Genomic DNA, 15328 nt, shown 5'->3' with positions numbered 1-15328 from the left:
CGGGCGCAGAATTCGGCGAAGGCGCCTTCATCGGCGCTGAGCAGCGGGGCCTCGTGCATCTGGCGCTCGGCGGCGAGGCGGATGAGACCGGCTGCCATGTCCTGAATACGGTTCTTGGCCTTGGCCTTGCGGGCCTGCCAGGAGGTGCTGCCGAGTTTGTCCAGCGAGACGCCATCGCCCTCCTGGCCGAAGCGCGAGAGCAGGTCGATGTTCTCGACGGGGAGGAAGAGTTTGTCACCGCCATCGTAGATGATGCGCAGGCAATCATGCGCGGCGGCGTTGACGGTAACGGTCTCCAGGCCATCGTAACGGCCGATGCCGTGGTCCTGGTGGACGACGAGATCGCCCGCGGCGATTTCCGTGGCGTCGGCGATGAACTGGTCGGCGCGTTTGCGGCGCTTGGGCGGGCGGGCGATGCGTTGCCCGAGGAGGTCCTGCTCGGCGACCAGGGCCAGGCGGTCCATGATAAAACCGCGCTCAATGCCAAGGACCGCAAGCGCCACGGTGCCTTTGGGCAGGGCACGGGCTTCATCCGCGCTGGTGACGGGGCGGATGTCCTTGATGCCGTGTTCGCGCAGCATGAGAGTGAGGCGCTCACGCGAGCCGGCACTCCAGGCGGCGAGGATGATGGTGCGCCCGGTAGCAGCCCATTTGGTGCGCAGTTCGGCAAAGCCCTCGAACGCGGCGAGGGGCTGGCCGGCGAGGATGGGGCCAGGGCGGCCGCCAATATCCAGGCCCTCGGCGCCGTCGGGCTTGGCGAAGGGGGAGAATTCGAAACAGGGGACGCGGGAGAGTTGGGAAGCGAAGGCTTCGCGGTCAAGATAGAGCATCCCCGGCGGGATGGGGCGGTAGGGCTGCTCGCCCGCGCGGGCGGGGCCGCGGCGCTCGGCGTAATGGTCGGCGATCAGCTCGAGGCGGGCTTCGATTGCGCCCTCGGCCTGGTGGTCCAGACTGATGGAGGCACCGGGGAGATAGTCAAAAATAGTTTCCATGCCCTCGGCGAACAAAGGCGCGTAATGTTCGATGCCGGGGTGGCGGTGGCCCGCGGTGACGGAGAGATAAAGCGGGTCCTCAACCGCTTTGGCGCCAAACAGCTCGCGCCAGTTGGTGCGGAAGCGGGCGGTGGAGTTGTTGTCGAACGCGACCTCGGAGGCAGGGTGGAAAGCCAGGACCTGGACGGGCTCGCCGCTGCGCTGGGTTTCGGGGTCGAAGCGGCGGATGCTCTCGATGGTGTCGCCGAAGAGGTCGAGCCGGACGGGCTGCGCGTCACCGGCGGGAAAGACATCGATAATGCCGCCGCGCAGGGCGAATTCGCCCGGCTCCATGACTGTGGCGGTGCGGTTGTAGCCGTCGGCATCCAGAAACACGGCCAGCTCGTCGGGCGCGATATTCTCGCCCACGCGCAGCAGCATGCCGCCGCCCGAGAGCGCGGCGCGGGGCGTGACCTTTTGCAGCGCGGCATTGACCGTGGTGAGCACGATGCGCTTTTTGCCGGGCTCGGATTGCAGCCGGCTCAGGGCAGCGATGCGCTCGGCGATGACCGCGCCGTTGGGGGAGACGCGGTCATAGGGCAGGCAATCCCACGCCGGGAAGGCGATGACCTCAACCTCCGGGCCGAAAAACGCGATGGCTTCCGCGAGGCCGGCAAGGCGCGTGTCATCACGCGCGATGTGCAGAACAGGGCCGGTATGTTCCGCCCAGCGGCGGACCAGAACCAGCGCATCGACGCCTTCTGGCGCGCCGTGGACGGGGACCATCAGAACCGCGCCAGTGCCGCGGCGCGAATACGCTGGAGCATCGGGCTGTCAGCATGGGGGGGGATAGGCAGGCGGCCGGTCAGCCAGTCGGCCAGCTCGGCGTCAGGGAATTCCATGACGGCCTCGATCTCGTCCAGCTCGGATTCGGACATCGAGGCGATTCGGGCCTTCACGAACTCACCGATCAGCAGGTCGTTCTCGTAAGTGCCGCGGTGCTGGGCGCGATAGATCAACCGGCGGCGGCGGTTGTCCAAGGGTTCTGGAGCCGGATTTTCAAAGTCGGTCATATTGGGTTGCGGTATAGGCGCGCTTTGGCCAAGAGTCAGCATGTGACACTTGAGATTCTTGAACCGATGCGCGCGCCGATCTCCTCCCTGCCGGGGCTGGGGCCGAAACTCTCGGCCTTGGTGGGCCGGCTGGTGGGGGGCGATAGCGTGCGCGATGTGCTGTTTCATTTGCCGGTGGATTTTATGGACCGGCGCGAGACACCCAAGATACGCGAGGCCAGGGCCGGGATGGTCGCGACGCTGCGGGTCGAGGTGATCCGCCATGAGGCGCCCGCGCGCAAAGGGCAGCCGCACCGGGTGGTGATCGGTGATGAGACCGGCTTCGCCGAGGTGGTGCTCTTCCATGCGGCGCGGCTGGTGCAGTTTCCGCTCGGGGCGCGGCTGGTTGTGTCCGGCAGGCTGGAGGCGTTTGGCGGGCGGCTGGTGATGGCACATCCTGATTATGTGGCCTCGCAGCTGCAGGAAGCTGATTTCCCATGGGTTGAGCCGATATGGCCGCTGGCGGCGGGGGTGGTGCCCAGGGTGATGCGCCGCGCCGCGCTGGGGGCGCTGGCCCGCTTGCCGGCGCTGGCCGAATGGCAGGATGCCAGCGTGTTGCGCAAACGGGGCTGGCCGGGGTTCGGGCAGGCGCTGCGGGCGCTGCATGCGCCGGTTGAACTGCCTGATGAGAAACCCGCCGAGCGGTTGGCGTATGACGAGCTGCTGGCGCGCCAGCTGTCGTTTGCGATTGTGCGTGCGCGGCGGCGCAAGCGGCCGGGGCGGGTTTTGGTGGGCGATGGGCGGCTGCGGGCGGAGGCGCTGCGGCGCTTTGGCCATAAGCTGACGGCCGGGCAGCTGGAGGCGCTGGCGCAGATTGATGCGGATATGGCGGCGCCGCACCAGATGTTGCGGCTGTTGCAGGGCGATGTGGGCGCGGGCAAGACGCTGGTGGCCTTGCTGGGGATGCTGCGCACGGTGGAGGCCGGCGCGCAGGCGGCGCTGATGGCGCCGACCGAGATTCTGGCCAAGCAGCATTATGCGACGTTTCAGAAGCTCTGCCCGGTGCCGGTTGCATTGTTGACGGGCAATGTGAAGGGGGTTGATCGGCGGCGGATTCTGGCGGCGCTGGCGGATGGGCTTTTGCCAATTATTATCGGCACGCACGCGATATTCCAGAAAGAGGTGGAATTTAAGGACCTCGCGCTGGCGGTGATCGATGAGCAGCATCGCTTTGGCGTGGACCAGCGGCTGGCGCTGAGCGCCAAGGGGGCGGCAGCGGATTTGCTGGTGATGACGGCAACGCCGATTCCGCGCACGCTGCTGTTGACCCATTGGGCGGAGATGGAGGTGAGCCGGATTACCGGAAAGCCGGCGGGGCGGCAGAAAATTACCACGACGCTGCACAAGGTTTCAGAGCTGGAGAAGGTGCTGGCGGCGATTGAGCGGGCGATCGCGGCGGGGGGGCTAGTGTATTGGGTGTGCCCGCTGGTGACGGAATCCGAGGTATTGGACATTACCGCGACCGAGGTGCGCTATGCCCAGTTGCGCGAACGCTTCGGCGCGCTGGTGGCGCTGGCGCATGGGCAGCAGGAGGCGGTGGTGCGCGATGCGGCGCTGGCTGATTTTGGCGCGGGACGCTGCAAAATTCTGGTGGCGACGACGGTAATCGAGGTTGGGATGGATGTGCGCGCGGCGAATATCATGGTGATAGAGCATGCCGAGCGGTTTGGTCTGGCGCAGTTGCACCAGCTGCGCGGGCGGGTGGGGCGCGGGGATGCGAAAAGTTTTTGCCTGCTGCTGCACGATGACAAAATTAGCGTGGGCGCGCGCAAGCGTCTGGCGCTGCTGCGCGATACCGCGGATGGGTTCGTGATTGCCGATGAGGATTTCAGGCTGCGCGGCTCAGGCGATTTTCTGGGCACCAAGCAGTCCGGCCTGCCCGGATACCGGCTGGCGGATGCGGAAAAACATGCGGATCTGCTCCCCATGGCGCGCCAGGACGCGGTGCTGCTGTTGCAGCGCGACCCGAGGCTGGAGAGCCCGCGCGGGCAGGCGGTGCGGGTGTTGCTGAATTTATTCGACCAGCGCGAGGCGATTTTGACGGTGCGGGCAGGATGAGGCGCTACCCGGCGCATCCGCGCGTGGGCATTGGTGTTGTGCTGCTGCGCAGGGATGAGGTGTTGCTGGTCCGCCGCGGGCGGCCGCCGGCGGCGGGGGCATGGTCGCTGCCCGGCGGCGGGCAGGAGCTGGGCGAGAGCGCGCAGGATTGCGCACGGCGGGAGCTGCGCGAGGAGACCGGGCTGGAATGCGGAGCGCTGCAACTGCTCGGGCATGTGGATTCCATCCATTACGATGCCGGGGGGCGCATCGAATATCATTACACCATCCTCGACTTTGGCGCGCGCTATGTGGGCGGCGAGGCGGCGGCTGGCGATGACGTGAGCGAGCTTGCCTGGGCGCGGCGGGAGGATTTTGCCGCCTATGGGCTCTGGGATGAGGCGCTGCGGATGATCAACCTAGCATTTTCGCAATTGCCGCCTTGAATTTTGGCGAGTCGGGGCGGGTGAGACTGGAGAACCAGGTCTCCAGCCCGCCGTTTTTGTTGATGAGGTATTTGTAGAAATTCCAGCGGGGTTTGGCGAGAAAGCCGCCCTGCCCCGCCGCCCATTGGAAAAACGGGTGAGCATCAGGACCTTTGACGTGGACCTTGGCCATCATGGGGAAGTCAACACCGTAATTGAGTTCGCAGAAGCTGGCGATTTCCGTGGCGGAGCCGGGCTCCTGGCCGCCGAAATCATTACAAGGAGCGCCGATGACGGCCAGTCCGGCAGCTTTGTTCGCCTGCCAGAGGGCTTCCAGCGCCTTGTACTGCGGGGTGAAGCCGCATTGGGAGGCGGTATTGACGATGAGCAGCGGCCGGCCCGCGAGTGCACGCAGGGGATAGGGGGTGCCCTGGAGGGTCTCGAAGGAGAAATTATAGGCACTGGTCATCGCGGGCTCCTGAATTGAGGGGCGGCGGGGGCAGTGAAGCATTGATCCGCGGGGGTAGCAACGCGGCCCTGGCCATTTGCGGCTGGAGAATTTACAACTTGGCCATGACCGATCAACCGCGCGTACTCGAGCTTATCAATGTCATGGCCGCGCTGCGGCACCCTGTTACGGGCTGCCCCTGGGATAAGGAACAGGATTTTTCGACGATCGCGCCTTATACGATCGAGGAAGCCTATGAGGTACAGGCGGCGATCGAGTCCGGGGAGCCGGAAGCGTTGCGCGATGAGCTGGGGGATTTGCTGTTTCAGGTCGTCTACCATGCGCAGATGGCCAGCGAGCGCGGGTGGTTCGGCTTTGACGAGGTGGCGGCGGGGATTACGGACAAGATGATCCGGCGGCATCCGCATGTGTTTGGCGGCGAGGCAGCGCGCGATGCCGGGGCGCAAAGCGCCGCCTGGGAGGCGCAGAAGGCGCAGGAGCGGCTGGAGAAGGCCGAAAGCGGGACATTGAGCGGGGTGGCGGGCGCCCTGCCCGCTTTGGCGCGGGCGCATAAATTTTGCGCGCGGGCGGCGCGGGTGGGGTTTGATTGGCCGCATGCGGAGGCGGTGCTGGACAAGCTGGAGGAAGAGGTGCGCGAGTTGCGCGCCGAACTGCCCGGCGCGGCGCCGGCGCGGCTGGCCGATGAACTCGGGGATATGTTGTTCGTGATGGCCAATCTGGCGCGCAAGCTGGGGCTGAACGCGGAAGAGTGCCTGACGGGGGCCAATGCGAAATTTGCCCGCCGGTTTGGCTTTGTGGAAGATGCACTGGCGCGCGCGGGCAAGACTCCGCAAATGTCAGACCTGGGGGAGATGGACGCGCTCTGGAACAAGGCAAAGGAGGCCGGACTATGAAGACGTTGATGGAAGGGTACGCGCGGTTCCGCAAAGGGTACTGGCGCCGGCACAAGGCTTTGTTCTCGACGCTGGCGCGCGACGGGCAGGCGCCGCCGGCGATGGTGATTGCCTGCGCGGATTCCCGCGTGGCGCCGGAGGTGATTTTTGATTGCGCGCCGGGGGAGATTTTCGTGGTGCGCAACGTGAGCGCACTGGTGCCGCCCTACGCGCCCGATACCGGCAACCACGGCACCTCCGCCGCGCTGGAATTCGCGGTAACGGCGCTGAAGGTGCGCACCATCGTGGTGCTGGGCCACAGCCAGTGCGGGGGTATCCGCGCGCTGATGAAGGGGCCAGGCGCCGGCCAGGGGGATTTTATCGCCTCCTGGATGGCGATTGCACATAAGGCGCGCCAGCGGGTCTGCGATTCGCCGCAGGCCGAGGGGGCGGATTTCGACTCGCTGTGCCACGCCTGCGAGCATGAGGCGATTCGTGATTCGCTGGAGAATCTGATGACATTTCCCTGGATTGCGGCGCGGGTGGCCGATGGCAGCCTGACTCTGGCGGGGATGCATTTTAACGTACAATCCGGCGGTTTGGTGCCGGTGGGCTGACGCCGCCCCGGGCCAGGCCGGCGGCATCATAAGACTTCCTCAGGAGCAAGCACATGGCCGTAAACTCTAAACATCCCGAAACGCTGGCGCTGCATGCGGGGTGGCGCGCGGACGCCGCCACCGGATCGGTCGCGGTGCCGATTTACCAGACCACCTCATATCAGTTCAAAAGCCCGGAACACGCGGCGAATTTGTTCGCGCTGAAGGAATTCGGGAATATTTACACGCGCATCATGAACCCGACGACCGATGTGCTGGAGCAGCGGCTGGCGGCGCTGGAGGGGGGCGTTGGGGCGCTGGCGGTGGCCTCGGGACAGGCGGCGTCGGCGCTCTCGATCCAGAATCTGGCGCGCGCGGGCGACAATGTGGTGGCCTCCACTGATCTCTATGGCGGGACGTGGAATTTATTCGCCAATACGCTGAAGGACCAGGGGATTGAGGTGCGCTTTGTGGACCCTGCGGACCCGCAGGCGTTTGCGCGCGCGACGGATGAGCGCACGCGGGCGTATTATGCCGAGACGCTGCCCAACCCCAAGCTGCGGGTGTTCCCGATCGCGGAGGTGGCCGCCATCGGGCGCGGGTTCGGGATTCCGCTGATCATGGACAACACCGCGGCGCCGCTGCTGGCGCGGCCGTTTGAGCATGGCGCGGCGGTGGTGATTTATTCAACGACCAAATACATCGGCGGGCATGGCACCAGCATTGGCGGCGTGATTATCGACGGCGGGAATTTTGACTGGCAGGCATTCCCCGCGCGCCAGCCGCTGCTCAATACGCCCGATGCGAGCTATCATGGCGCGGTATGGGCCGAGGCGGTGAAGCCGCTGGGGCCGATTGCGTATATCATCCGCGCGCGGGTGGTGCTGCTACGCGATCTAGGCGCGGCGCTCTCGCCGTTCAATGCGTTCCAGATCATCCAGGGGCTTGAGACCTTGCCGCTGCGCATCACCCGGCATTCGGAAAATGCGCTGGCGGTGGTGAAGTTTTTGAGCGCGCGGGCGAATGTGGCGCGGGTGATCCATCCCAGCCTGGCCAAGGGGTTTGAGAAGGAGCGGGCGGATAAATATCTGTCCGGCGGCATGGGCGGGCTGGTTGGGTTCGAGCTGGCCGGCGGGCGCGCGGCGGGAGAGGCGTTCATCTCCGCCTTACAGATGTTCTACCATGTGGCAAATATCGGCGACGCGCGCAGCCTGGCGATTCATCCGGCGAGCACGACGCATAGCCAGATGCCCCCGGAGGAGCAGCGCGCGGCCGGGGTCTCGGAAGGGTATGTGCGGCTCTCGATCGGGCTGGAGCATATCGAGGATATTCTGGCCGATCTGGCGCAGGCGCTGGATAAAGCAGGGTAAGCCGCGCGGCGCCGTGGTTTCAGCCCTGGCGCTTGAGAAACGCGGCAAACGCCTTCAACGTGGCGGGGGAGATGTGGTGTTCCAGGCCCTCGGCGTCCTGCTCGGCGGCTTCGGGCGGCACGCCGATGGCGGTGAGCACGGCCACTACCAGGCGGTGGCGGGCGCGTGATTTGCCCGCCAGTGTTTCACCCGCGGGGGTGAGGAACACGCCACGATAAGGCAGCGAGGTTGCCAGGCCCTCGCGCTTGAGGCGGCCGATGGCCTTGATGACCGTGGCGTGGCTGACGCCTAAGCGGCGGGCGATGTCAGTCGCGCGGGCCTCGCCGGTGGCGGTGAGCAAATCATCAATCAGCTCCACATAATCCTCCAGCAGCGCATAACTCTGGGCGGCGCGGGCCTTGCTGAAACGCCGCGCCTGGGTGGGCTCTGCGGGCATGGGCGGCGGGGGGCAAGGTTTCAGCAAAGCGGGCGATCTCCAGGTGGCGCATTGAAGGATGACACATTGAAGGCGCGCTTGCAAAAGTGTAGCCAAGGCTACATAATGGAGCTTAATGAACATCAAGACCGAAGTAACCGATCTTTCGCTCTCGGATGTGCATGGCAGCGTGCGCGCGCCGGTCGGCGCGGGGAAATGGCGGCGGTTTCTGGCCGCGTTCGGGCCGGGGTATATCATCGCGGTGGGGTATATGGACCCCGGCAACTGGGCGACGGACCTCGCCGCCGGGTCCAGCTACGGCTATGCGCTGCTGGCGGTGGTGCTGCTCGCCAGCGTGATGGCGATGGTGTTGCAGGCGCTGGCGGCGTGGCTGGGGCTGGCGACGGGGCGCGACCTGGCGCAGTTGACGCGCGCGGCGATGCCGCCGTTCTGGGGCGCGGTGATGTGGGTGGCGGCGCAGAGCGCGATCATCGCCTGCGATGTGGCGGAGGTGATCGGCGGCGCCATCGCGCTCAACCTATTGTTCCATATTCCGCTGCTGCTGGGCGCGGTTCTAACCATCGGCGATGCGTTTGTGGTGCTGATGCTGCTGCGCTCGGGGATGCGGCTGCTGGAGGCGGCGGTGATCGGGCTGTGCGGCGTGATCGCGATGGCGCTGTTCATTGAAATTCTGATGGCGCACGCGGCGCTGGGGCCGATCCTGGCGGGGCTGACGCCGCATATGACGCTGCTGAGCAATCCGGGGATGCTCTATATCGGCGTTGGGATCATCGGCGCCACGGTGATGCCGCATAATTTGTATCTGCACTCGGCCCTGGTGCAGACGCGCCATGTGCATGAGGGCGAGAAAGCCCGGCGCAGCGCGATTTTCTGGGCGCTGGTGGATAGCTGCGCGGCGCTGGTGTTCGCGTTTTTGGTGAACGCGGCGATTCTGGTGATGGCGGGCAGCGTGTTCCATGCGCATGGGGAGACGAATGTGCAGGATCTGGGGCGGGCGTTCGCGCTGCTCTCGCCGATTCTGGGCAACCGGGCGGCGGCGATTATTTTCGCCGTGGCGCTGCTGGGCTCGGGGATTAACGCCACGGTGACCGGCACGCTGGCCGGGCAGGTGGTGATGGAAGGGTTTTTGCGCATGCGCATGCCCGTGGCGGCGCGCCGGCTGCTCACGCGCGGGCTGGCGGTGCTGCCTGTTGTGGGGGTGCTGGTGCTGGCCGGGCCGGCGGCGGTGAACAAGCTGCTGGTGCTGAGCCAAGTTATTCTCTCATTGCAGTTGCCGTTTGCAATGCTGCCGCTGATGTTTTTCGTGGTGCGGCTGAAGGCGCTCCGCCCGCCGGTTTGGCTGCGCGGGGCGGGCTGGCTGGTGACCGGGTTGATCCTGGTGTTCAACTTCGCGTTACTCTGGAGCACGATTTAACGGCGATGCCGCCCCTTGCGCCGGTTGCCGCGGCGCACAATTTGGATATAGTTGAAGCAGCCGGTGCCGCGCGCCACGCAGGTACCGGTAAACTTTGCGCTTTTAGGATAACCCGACTCAGTCATCGTCCGCAGGACGACAAAAAAAAGGATAACCGCCGTGGCCAACGATAAGTCTCAGAACGTTCAGGACGTGTTCCTGAATCACGTCCGCAAGAGCAAGACACCTGTGACGGTGTTTCTTGTGAATGGCGTGAAATTACAGGGTGTTATCACCTGGTTTGATAATTTCTCCGTGCTGCTGCGCCGCGATGGGCATACCCAGCTCGTGTATAAGCACGCGATCAGCACCGTGATGCCGGGGGCGCCGATCATGCTGTTCGATGCCTCCAGGGCCGAAGGCGCGGCGCCGCCGCCGGTGGACACCACCGGGACCCTGAAGCTGAACCGCGCGCCCGAGCCGCAGTACGACCCGGACATGGACAACTGACCTCGCGCGAGGACAGCGGGGCGGCTGGGCGCCAGATGAAAGAGACAGCGCCGCCGCCCAAGCGGGCGGCCATACTTCTGCCTTGGGATAAATCAGCTGCACGGCTGAGCGTTGCTTCGCGCTCGGCGGAGGCGCGGCTGGCCGAGGCGGTGGGTCTGGCGGCGAGCATCGGCCTCGTGGTGGTGCATGAACATGTGTTCATCACCCGTAGCGTTACGCCTGCAACCTTGTTCGGCAAGGGGCAGGTGGAGATGGCCCGCGCGGCTCTGGCAGATGCACAGGTGGATGTGGCCGTGGTGGACGCCAGCCTGACGCCAGTGCAGCAGCGCAACCTGGAGACCGCCTGGGGGGTGAAGGTGATCGACCGGACGGGGTTGATCCTGGATATTTTCGGCGCCCGGGCGCGTACCCGTGAGGGGGCGCTGCAGGTGGAATTGGCGCATCTGGAGTATCAACGCTCGCGGCTCGTGCGCTCATGGACCCATCTGGAGCGCCAGCGCGGTGGTTTCGGGTTTCTGGGCGGGCCGGGGGAGACGCAGATCGAGGCGGACCGGCGCTTGATTGGCGATCGAATTACACGGCTGCGGCTGGAGCTTGAGGACGTGCGGCGCACGCGCGGGCTGCACCGCGGGGCGCGCAAGAAGGTGCCCTACCCCGTGGTGGCGCTGGTGGGCTACACCAATGCCGGGAAATCGACGCTGTTCAACGCGCTGACCGGGGCTGAGGTGATGGCGCAGGACCAGTTGTTCGCGACGCTAGACCCGACGATGCGCGCGATTTTGCTGCCATCGGGCCGGCAGATCATACTTTCCGATACTGTGGGGTTCATCTCCGACCTGCCGACTGAGCTGGTGGCGGCGTTCCGCGCCACGCTGGAGGAGGTGGCGGAGGCCGATGTGCTGCTGCATGTGCGCGATGTGGCGCACCCGGATGCACAGGCGCAGGCGGCGGATGTGCGCGCCGTGCTCAACCGCATGGCCAAGGACGGCACGCTGGATGAGAATTGGCAGGACCGCACGCTGGAGGTGTTGAACAAGGCCGACCTGCTGGGCGGCGTGGGCAATGTGATCCAAGGTGAGGGCATTGCGGTCTCGGCGCTCACCGGCGAAGGGCTGGAGCGGCTGCGCGCCGGGATCGACGCGCGGCTGGCGGCGCGGATGGAGGTGCTGGAGATGGAACTGCCGGTGAGCGATGGCGCCAGGATCGCATGGCTGTACCGCAACGGCGAGGTGCTGGCGCGCGCGGATGGCGAGGAGCTGGTGAAGCTGCGGGTGCGCATGACGGCGGCCGATAAAGCCAGGTTCGCGCGGCTGTGATCGAGGATGTGATCCGCTTGCTGCGCGAAGTGTCGCGCGCTGAGATCATGCCGCGGTTCAAGCATCTCGCGGCGGGCGATGTGCGGAGCAAATCCGGCCCGCTGGACCCGGTGACGGTGGCCGATGAGGCGGCCGAACGGGCGCTGGATGCGGGGTTGCGGGCGCTGTTTCCGGGCGATGATGTACTGGGCGAGGAAGCGGTTTCGGCCGATGCGTCGCTGCTGGGACGCCTGGCGCGGCCGGGGCGGGTTTGGATTATCGACCCGATTGACGGCACCGCGAATTTTGCCGCCGAGCTGCCGCTGTTTGGCGTGATGGCGGCGCTGGTGGAAGAGGACCGGATTTTGGCCGGGTTCATCCATGATCCGGTGAGCGATGATACCGCGGTCGCGACGCTGGGCAGCGGCGCCTGGATGGTGGCGCCCGATGGCGCGCGGCGGCGGCTGCGGGTGGCAGCGCCGGTTCCCGTCGCGCAGATGACTGGCTCGATGTCCTGGCGGTAGATGGAAGAGCCGCTGCGCAGCCATGTGCTGCACCGGCTGGACCGGATGGCAGCGGTGACGGATTATCGCTGCGCCGCGCACCAGTACCGGATGCTGGCCGCCGGGCATTGCCACGCGCAGATGTTCCGTAAGCTGCTGCCCTGGGACCATGCGGCGGGGTTTCTGCTGCACCAGGAGGCCGGCGGCTATGGGCGGCGGTTTGATGGCTCGGCGTATACACCCTCGGTCACCGGCGGCGGGCTGCTGCTGACCCCCGATGCGGCAAGCTGGAAGGAATTGGCCGAGGCTTTGCTGCGATGAGCGCAAGGGCGCGGCGGGCCCTGCTGGTGCTGGGGATGCATCGCAGCGGCACATCGGCGCTGGCCAGGTTGTTGAACCTCTGCGGCGCGGCCTTGCCGGAGGCGCTGGTTGAGGCGGCGGCTGATGTGAACGCCACCGGGTTTTGGGAATCACGGGCGCTGCTGGCGCTGCATGATGAGGTTTTGGAGGCGGCGGGCGGCTCCTGGCATGATCTGCGGGAGCTGGATGCGGGCTGGTTCGCGAGCGATGCGGCGGAGGTGTTCCGCGCGCGGCTAGGCGCGTTGCTGGCCAGCGAATATGGCGCGGCGCCGCTGCTGCTGGTGAAAGACCCCAGGCTGTGCCGGTTGCTGCCGCTGTGGCGCCAGGTGCTGGCGGAACTGGGCATTGAGCCGCTGGTGCTGCTGGCGGTGCGCCATCCGCTGGAGGTTGCGGCCTCTCTGTGCGCGCGCGACGGGTTTGGCGAAGGCAAGGCGCTGCTGCTGTGGCTGCGCCATGTGCTGGCTGCCGAACGGGACAGCCGGGGCATGAGGCGCGCATTCGTGACCTATGAGCAGGTTTTGGCCGATGCGCCGGGCACGGTTGAGCGGCTGGGCGGGGAGCTAGGGGTGGACTGGCCCCACGCGCCGGAGATTGCGGCGGCGGAGATGCGTGCGTTTTTGTCCCCTGCCCTGCGCCACCATGAGCGCGATGCGGACGAGGTGCTGGGAAACTCGGCTGTGCCCTGGGAGGTGCGCGAGGCGTATCGCTGGCACATCGCCGCGGCGGCCGGTGAGGCGCCGGGCGATGGGCTGGATGCGATTGCGGCCGATCTGGCCGTGGCGGAGCCCCTGTTTGGCGGTGCGCTGGCGGCGCTGGAGGATGCGGCGCGCACCCGCGCGGCAGAGCTGCGGCACTGGATTGATTCAGCGGTGGAACGCTATGAGGCGATTGGGACGTTGCGGGCGTATATCGAACATCAGCAGCGCGAGATTGACCGGCTGGCCGCGCATGCGCGGGCGATTGAGAGCAGCCGCATGTGGCGGACGATGGCGCCGGTGCGCCAGGCGTTGCGGCGGTGGCGCGGACGGGAGGACGTGAGTTGAGGCTTTTCAGACGGGGTGTGCTGGCCGGGCTGGGCGGGCTGGCGCTTGCGCGCAAGGCGCGGGCGGCTTCGGTTTTACGCATTGTCGCGGCAGAGAATATGTATGGGGATATTGCCGGGCAGATAAGCGGCGGGCTGGCGCGTGTGACCAGCATACTGAAAAACCCGAATGAAGATCCGCATATGTTCTCGGCCAGCCCCTCGGTGGCGCGGGAGTTGGCGGCGGCGGATGTCGTCATTGTCAACGGCGCGGACTATGACCCCTGGATGGGACCGCTGCTGGCGGCCTCGGAGGCGCCGGGGCGGGTGGTGATAAACATCGCCACGCTGCTCGGGCGCAAGCCGGGGGATAATCCGCATCTGTGGTACGATCCGGCGGCAGCACCCGCGCTCATCGCGCGGCTGGTGGCGGTGCTGGCGGCGAAGGATGCCGCCAACGCCGCGGTGTATCAGCGCAATGGCGCCCGGTTGCTGGATGCGCTGGCGCCGGTTTATGCGCGCGTGGCGGCGATGCGGGCGAAATACGCCGGGACGCCGGTGACGGCAACAGAACCGGTGTTCGGGCTGATGGCGCGGGCGCTCGGGCTGGTGATGCGCAACCGGCGTTTTCAACTGGCGGTGATGAACGGCACGGAGCCGGCCCCTTCTGACATGGGGGCGTTCGAGGATGATCTGCGGCGGCGGCGGGTGCGGGTGTTGTTCTATAACGCGCAGGTTACGGATGATCTGACCGCCTCGCTGCGGGCGCTGGCGCGGCGCTCGGGCGTGCCGGTGGTGGGGGTGAGCGAAACCGAACCGGCGGGGATGGATTATCAACAGTGGATGAGCAGTGGACTGAACGGCGTGGATAAGGCACTGGGTGGCGGATGATTTCACTGCAAAATGTCACCATTTCGCGCGGCGGGCAGGATGTGCTGCGCGATATATCGCTGGCGTTTCGCGACAGCGAGTTTGTCGGCGTGCTGGGGCCGAACGGCGCCGGGAAAACCACGCTGTTCCGCGCGATTCTGGGGTTGCAGCCGCTGAGTGCCGGGCGCATCGAGGTGTTCGGCGCGCCGGCGCGCCGGGGCAACCAGGATATCGGCTATATGCCGCAGACACGCAGCACCCTGCCCCCCTCCAACATCTGCGGGTTCGATGTTTTGGCCAATGCCGCGCGGGGGCATGAGTTTGGCTTGCCGCTGAGCGGCGGGCGGCTGCGCGAAGAGGTGATGGCGGCGCTGGAGGATGTGGACGGGGTGGAGCTGGCGGCGCGGCCACTGGCGCGGCTCTCCGGCGGGCAGCGCCAGCGGCTGTTGCTGGCCACCGCCCTGCTGGGGGCGCCGAAGCTGCTGCTGCTGGACGAGCCGCTGATCAGCCTGGACCCGGCGGCGCAAGCGGCGATGATCGCGCTGATCGCGCGGCTGCGGCGCAGCCGCAATCTGACCGTGCTGTTCGCCGCCCATGATATCAATCCGCTCCTCGGCAGCATGGACCGGGTGCTGTATCTCTCCGGCGGGCATGCGGCGTTGGGCATGGTGGACGAGGTGATCACCAGCGAGGGGCTCTCGAAGCTCTATGGCTCCGAAATTGAGGTGCTGCGCGCGGGGGGGCGGATTTTCGTGCTCTCCGACCGGCCCGATGCTCACCATGCGTGCGACCATGCTTGATTATGATTTCATGCGCCATGCGTTTCTCGCGGCGGGGATTGTCGCCGTGCTGGCCGGGTTTGTCGGCTATTTTCTGGTGCTGCGGGGCCAGGCGTTCGCCGGTCATGCGCTGAGCCATGTCGGCTTTGCCGGAGCCACGGGGGCGGTGCTGCTCGGCGTCTCCCCGCTGGCGGGGATGCTGGGGGTAACAGTGCTGGGCGGCGTGCTGATGGGCGCGCTGGGCGAAAAACTGGCCGAGCGCGATATCGCCATCGGCGTGATTTTAACGATGTCGCTCGGGCTCGGGCG

General features: G+C 66.4%; 16 protein-coding genes and 1 pseudogene. 13 read left to right on the top strand and 4 right to left on the bottom strand.

What is annotated here, in order from left to right; genetic code table 11:
- Both HKL97_RS12095 and HKL97_RS12090 read right to left on the bottom strand, forming a co-directional pair.
- A partial coding sequence (locus HKL97_RS12095; protein WP_291425679.1) for a CarD family transcriptional regulator occupies positions 1-1757 on the bottom strand: 1757 nt, incomplete at its 3' end.
- Complete coding sequence (locus tag HKL97_RS12090) at positions 1757-2044, bottom strand: succinate dehydrogenase assembly factor 2 (protein ID WP_291425678.1); 288 nt, start codon at positions 2042-2044, stop codon at positions 1757-1759. The genes HKL97_RS12090 and HKL97_RS12095, both read right to left, overlap by 1 nt.
- Positions 2045-2110: 66 nt before the next feature.
- Here HKL97_RS12090 and recG point away from each other — a divergent pair, with 66 nt between their 5' ends.
- On the top strand, positions 2111-4141 hold the full coding sequence (gene recG / locus HKL97_RS12085; RefSeq protein WP_291425681.1) for an ATP-dependent DNA helicase RecG: 2031 nt from the start codon (positions 2111-2113) through the stop codon (positions 4139-4141).
- Entirely contained in the window at positions 4138-4566 is a 429-nt protein-coding gene (locus HKL97_RS12080; RefSeq protein ID WP_291425676.1) for an NUDIX hydrolase, read from the top strand. The genes recG and HKL97_RS12080 overlap by 4 nt, the downstream gene beginning before the upstream one ends.
- On the opposite strand, the gene HKL97_RS12075 is transcribed toward HKL97_RS12080, so the two are convergent.
- Positions 4535-5014 carry a glutathione peroxidase gene (locus HKL97_RS12075; protein ID WP_291425674.1) on the bottom strand — a complete coding sequence of 160 codons (480 nt, stop codon included), beginning with the start codon at positions 5012-5014 and terminating at the stop codon, positions 4535-4537. The genes HKL97_RS12080 and HKL97_RS12075 overlap by 32 nt on opposite strands.
- 104 nt (positions 5015-5118) lie before the next feature.
- On the opposite strand from HKL97_RS12075, the gene mazG reads away from it, so the two are divergent.
- From mazG to HKL97_RS12060, 3 genes are read left to right on the top strand one after another with little or no spacing between them, the layout of a single operon-like run.
- Complete coding sequence (gene mazG / locus HKL97_RS12070; RefSeq protein ID WP_291425672.1) at positions 5119-5907, top strand: nucleoside triphosphate pyrophosphohydrolase; 789 nt, start codon at positions 5119-5121, stop codon at positions 5905-5907.
- Positions 5904-6503, top strand: a complete 600-nt coding sequence (locus HKL97_RS12065; protein WP_291425670.1) for a carbonic anhydrase — start codon at positions 5904-5906, stop codon at positions 6501-6503. The genes mazG and HKL97_RS12065 overlap by 4 nt, the downstream gene beginning before the upstream one ends.
- 53 nt (positions 6504-6556) lie before the next feature.
- Positions 6557-7852: an O-acetylhomoserine aminocarboxypropyltransferase/cysteine synthase family protein gene (locus tag HKL97_RS12060; protein WP_291425669.1), complete on the top strand. Its 1296-nt coding sequence runs from the start codon at positions 6557-6559 to the stop codon at positions 7850-7852.
- A gap of 19 nt (positions 7853-7871) precedes the next feature.
- Here the strand turns inward: HKL97_RS12060 and mntR are convergent, their stop codons facing one another.
- Positions 7872-8288 (bottom strand): manganese-binding transcriptional regulator MntR, encoded by a 417-nt coding sequence (gene mntR / locus HKL97_RS12055; RefSeq protein ID WP_291425668.1) that lies wholly within the window; start codon positions 8286-8288, stop codon positions 7872-7874.
- A 115-nt stretch (positions 8289-8403) separates the two neighbouring features.
- On the opposite strand from mntR, the gene HKL97_RS12050 reads away from it, so the two are divergent.
- From HKL97_RS12050 to HKL97_RS12015, 8 genes and pseudogenes are all read left to right on the top strand, one after another.
- Positions 8404-9702, top strand: coding sequence for an Nramp family divalent metal transporter (locus HKL97_RS12050; RefSeq protein WP_291425667.1), 1299 nt, complete (start codon positions 8404-8406; stop codon positions 9700-9702).
- Positions 9703-9861: 159 nt separating this feature from the next.
- A complete protein-coding gene (gene hfq, locus HKL97_RS12045) occupies positions 9862-10191 on the top strand; it encodes an RNA chaperone Hfq (protein ID WP_291425665.1) in 330 nt (109 codons plus the stop codon).
- Between the two features lie 35 nt (positions 10192-10226).
- On the top strand, positions 10227-11507 hold the full coding sequence (hflX, locus tag HKL97_RS12040; RefSeq protein ID WP_291425662.1) for a GTPase HflX: 1281 nt from the start codon (positions 10227-10229) through the stop codon (positions 11505-11507).
- 47 nt (positions 11508-11554) lie between these two features.
- Positions 11555-12310, top strand: a pseudogene (locus HKL97_RS12035) (inositol monophosphatase family protein).
- Positions 12307-13392 carry a sulfotransferase family protein gene (locus tag HKL97_RS12030; protein WP_291425660.1) on the top strand — a complete coding sequence of 362 codons (1086 nt, stop codon included), beginning with the start codon at positions 12307-12309 and terminating at the stop codon, positions 13390-13392. Before HKL97_RS12035 ends, HKL97_RS12030 begins: the two are co-directional and overlap by 4 nt.
- Positions 13389-14261: a metal ABC transporter solute-binding protein, Zn/Mn family gene (locus tag HKL97_RS12025; RefSeq protein WP_291425658.1), complete on the top strand. Its 873-nt coding sequence runs from the start codon at positions 13389-13391 to the stop codon at positions 14259-14261. The genes HKL97_RS12030 and HKL97_RS12025 overlap by 4 nt, the downstream gene beginning before the upstream one ends.
- On the top strand, positions 14258-15040 hold the full coding sequence (locus HKL97_RS12020) for a metal ABC transporter ATP-binding protein (protein WP_291425656.1): 783 nt from the start codon (positions 14258-14260) through the stop codon (positions 15038-15040). Before HKL97_RS12025 ends, HKL97_RS12020 begins: the two co-directional genes overlap by 4 nt.
- Positions 15033-15328: metal ABC transporter permease (locus tag HKL97_RS12015; RefSeq protein ID WP_291425654.1), on the top strand; the 296-nt coding region annotated here is incomplete at its 3' end. The genes HKL97_RS12020 and HKL97_RS12015, both read left to right, overlap by 8 nt.

This window comes from Acidocella sp. (genome assembly GCF_013044125.1).
Classification (GTDB): Bacteria; Pseudomonadota; Alphaproteobacteria; order Acetobacterales; family Acetobacteraceae; genus Acidocella.
The sequence above is the reverse complement of the archived record's forward strand: the minus strand, read 5'-3'. Positions and strand labels throughout refer to the sequence as shown.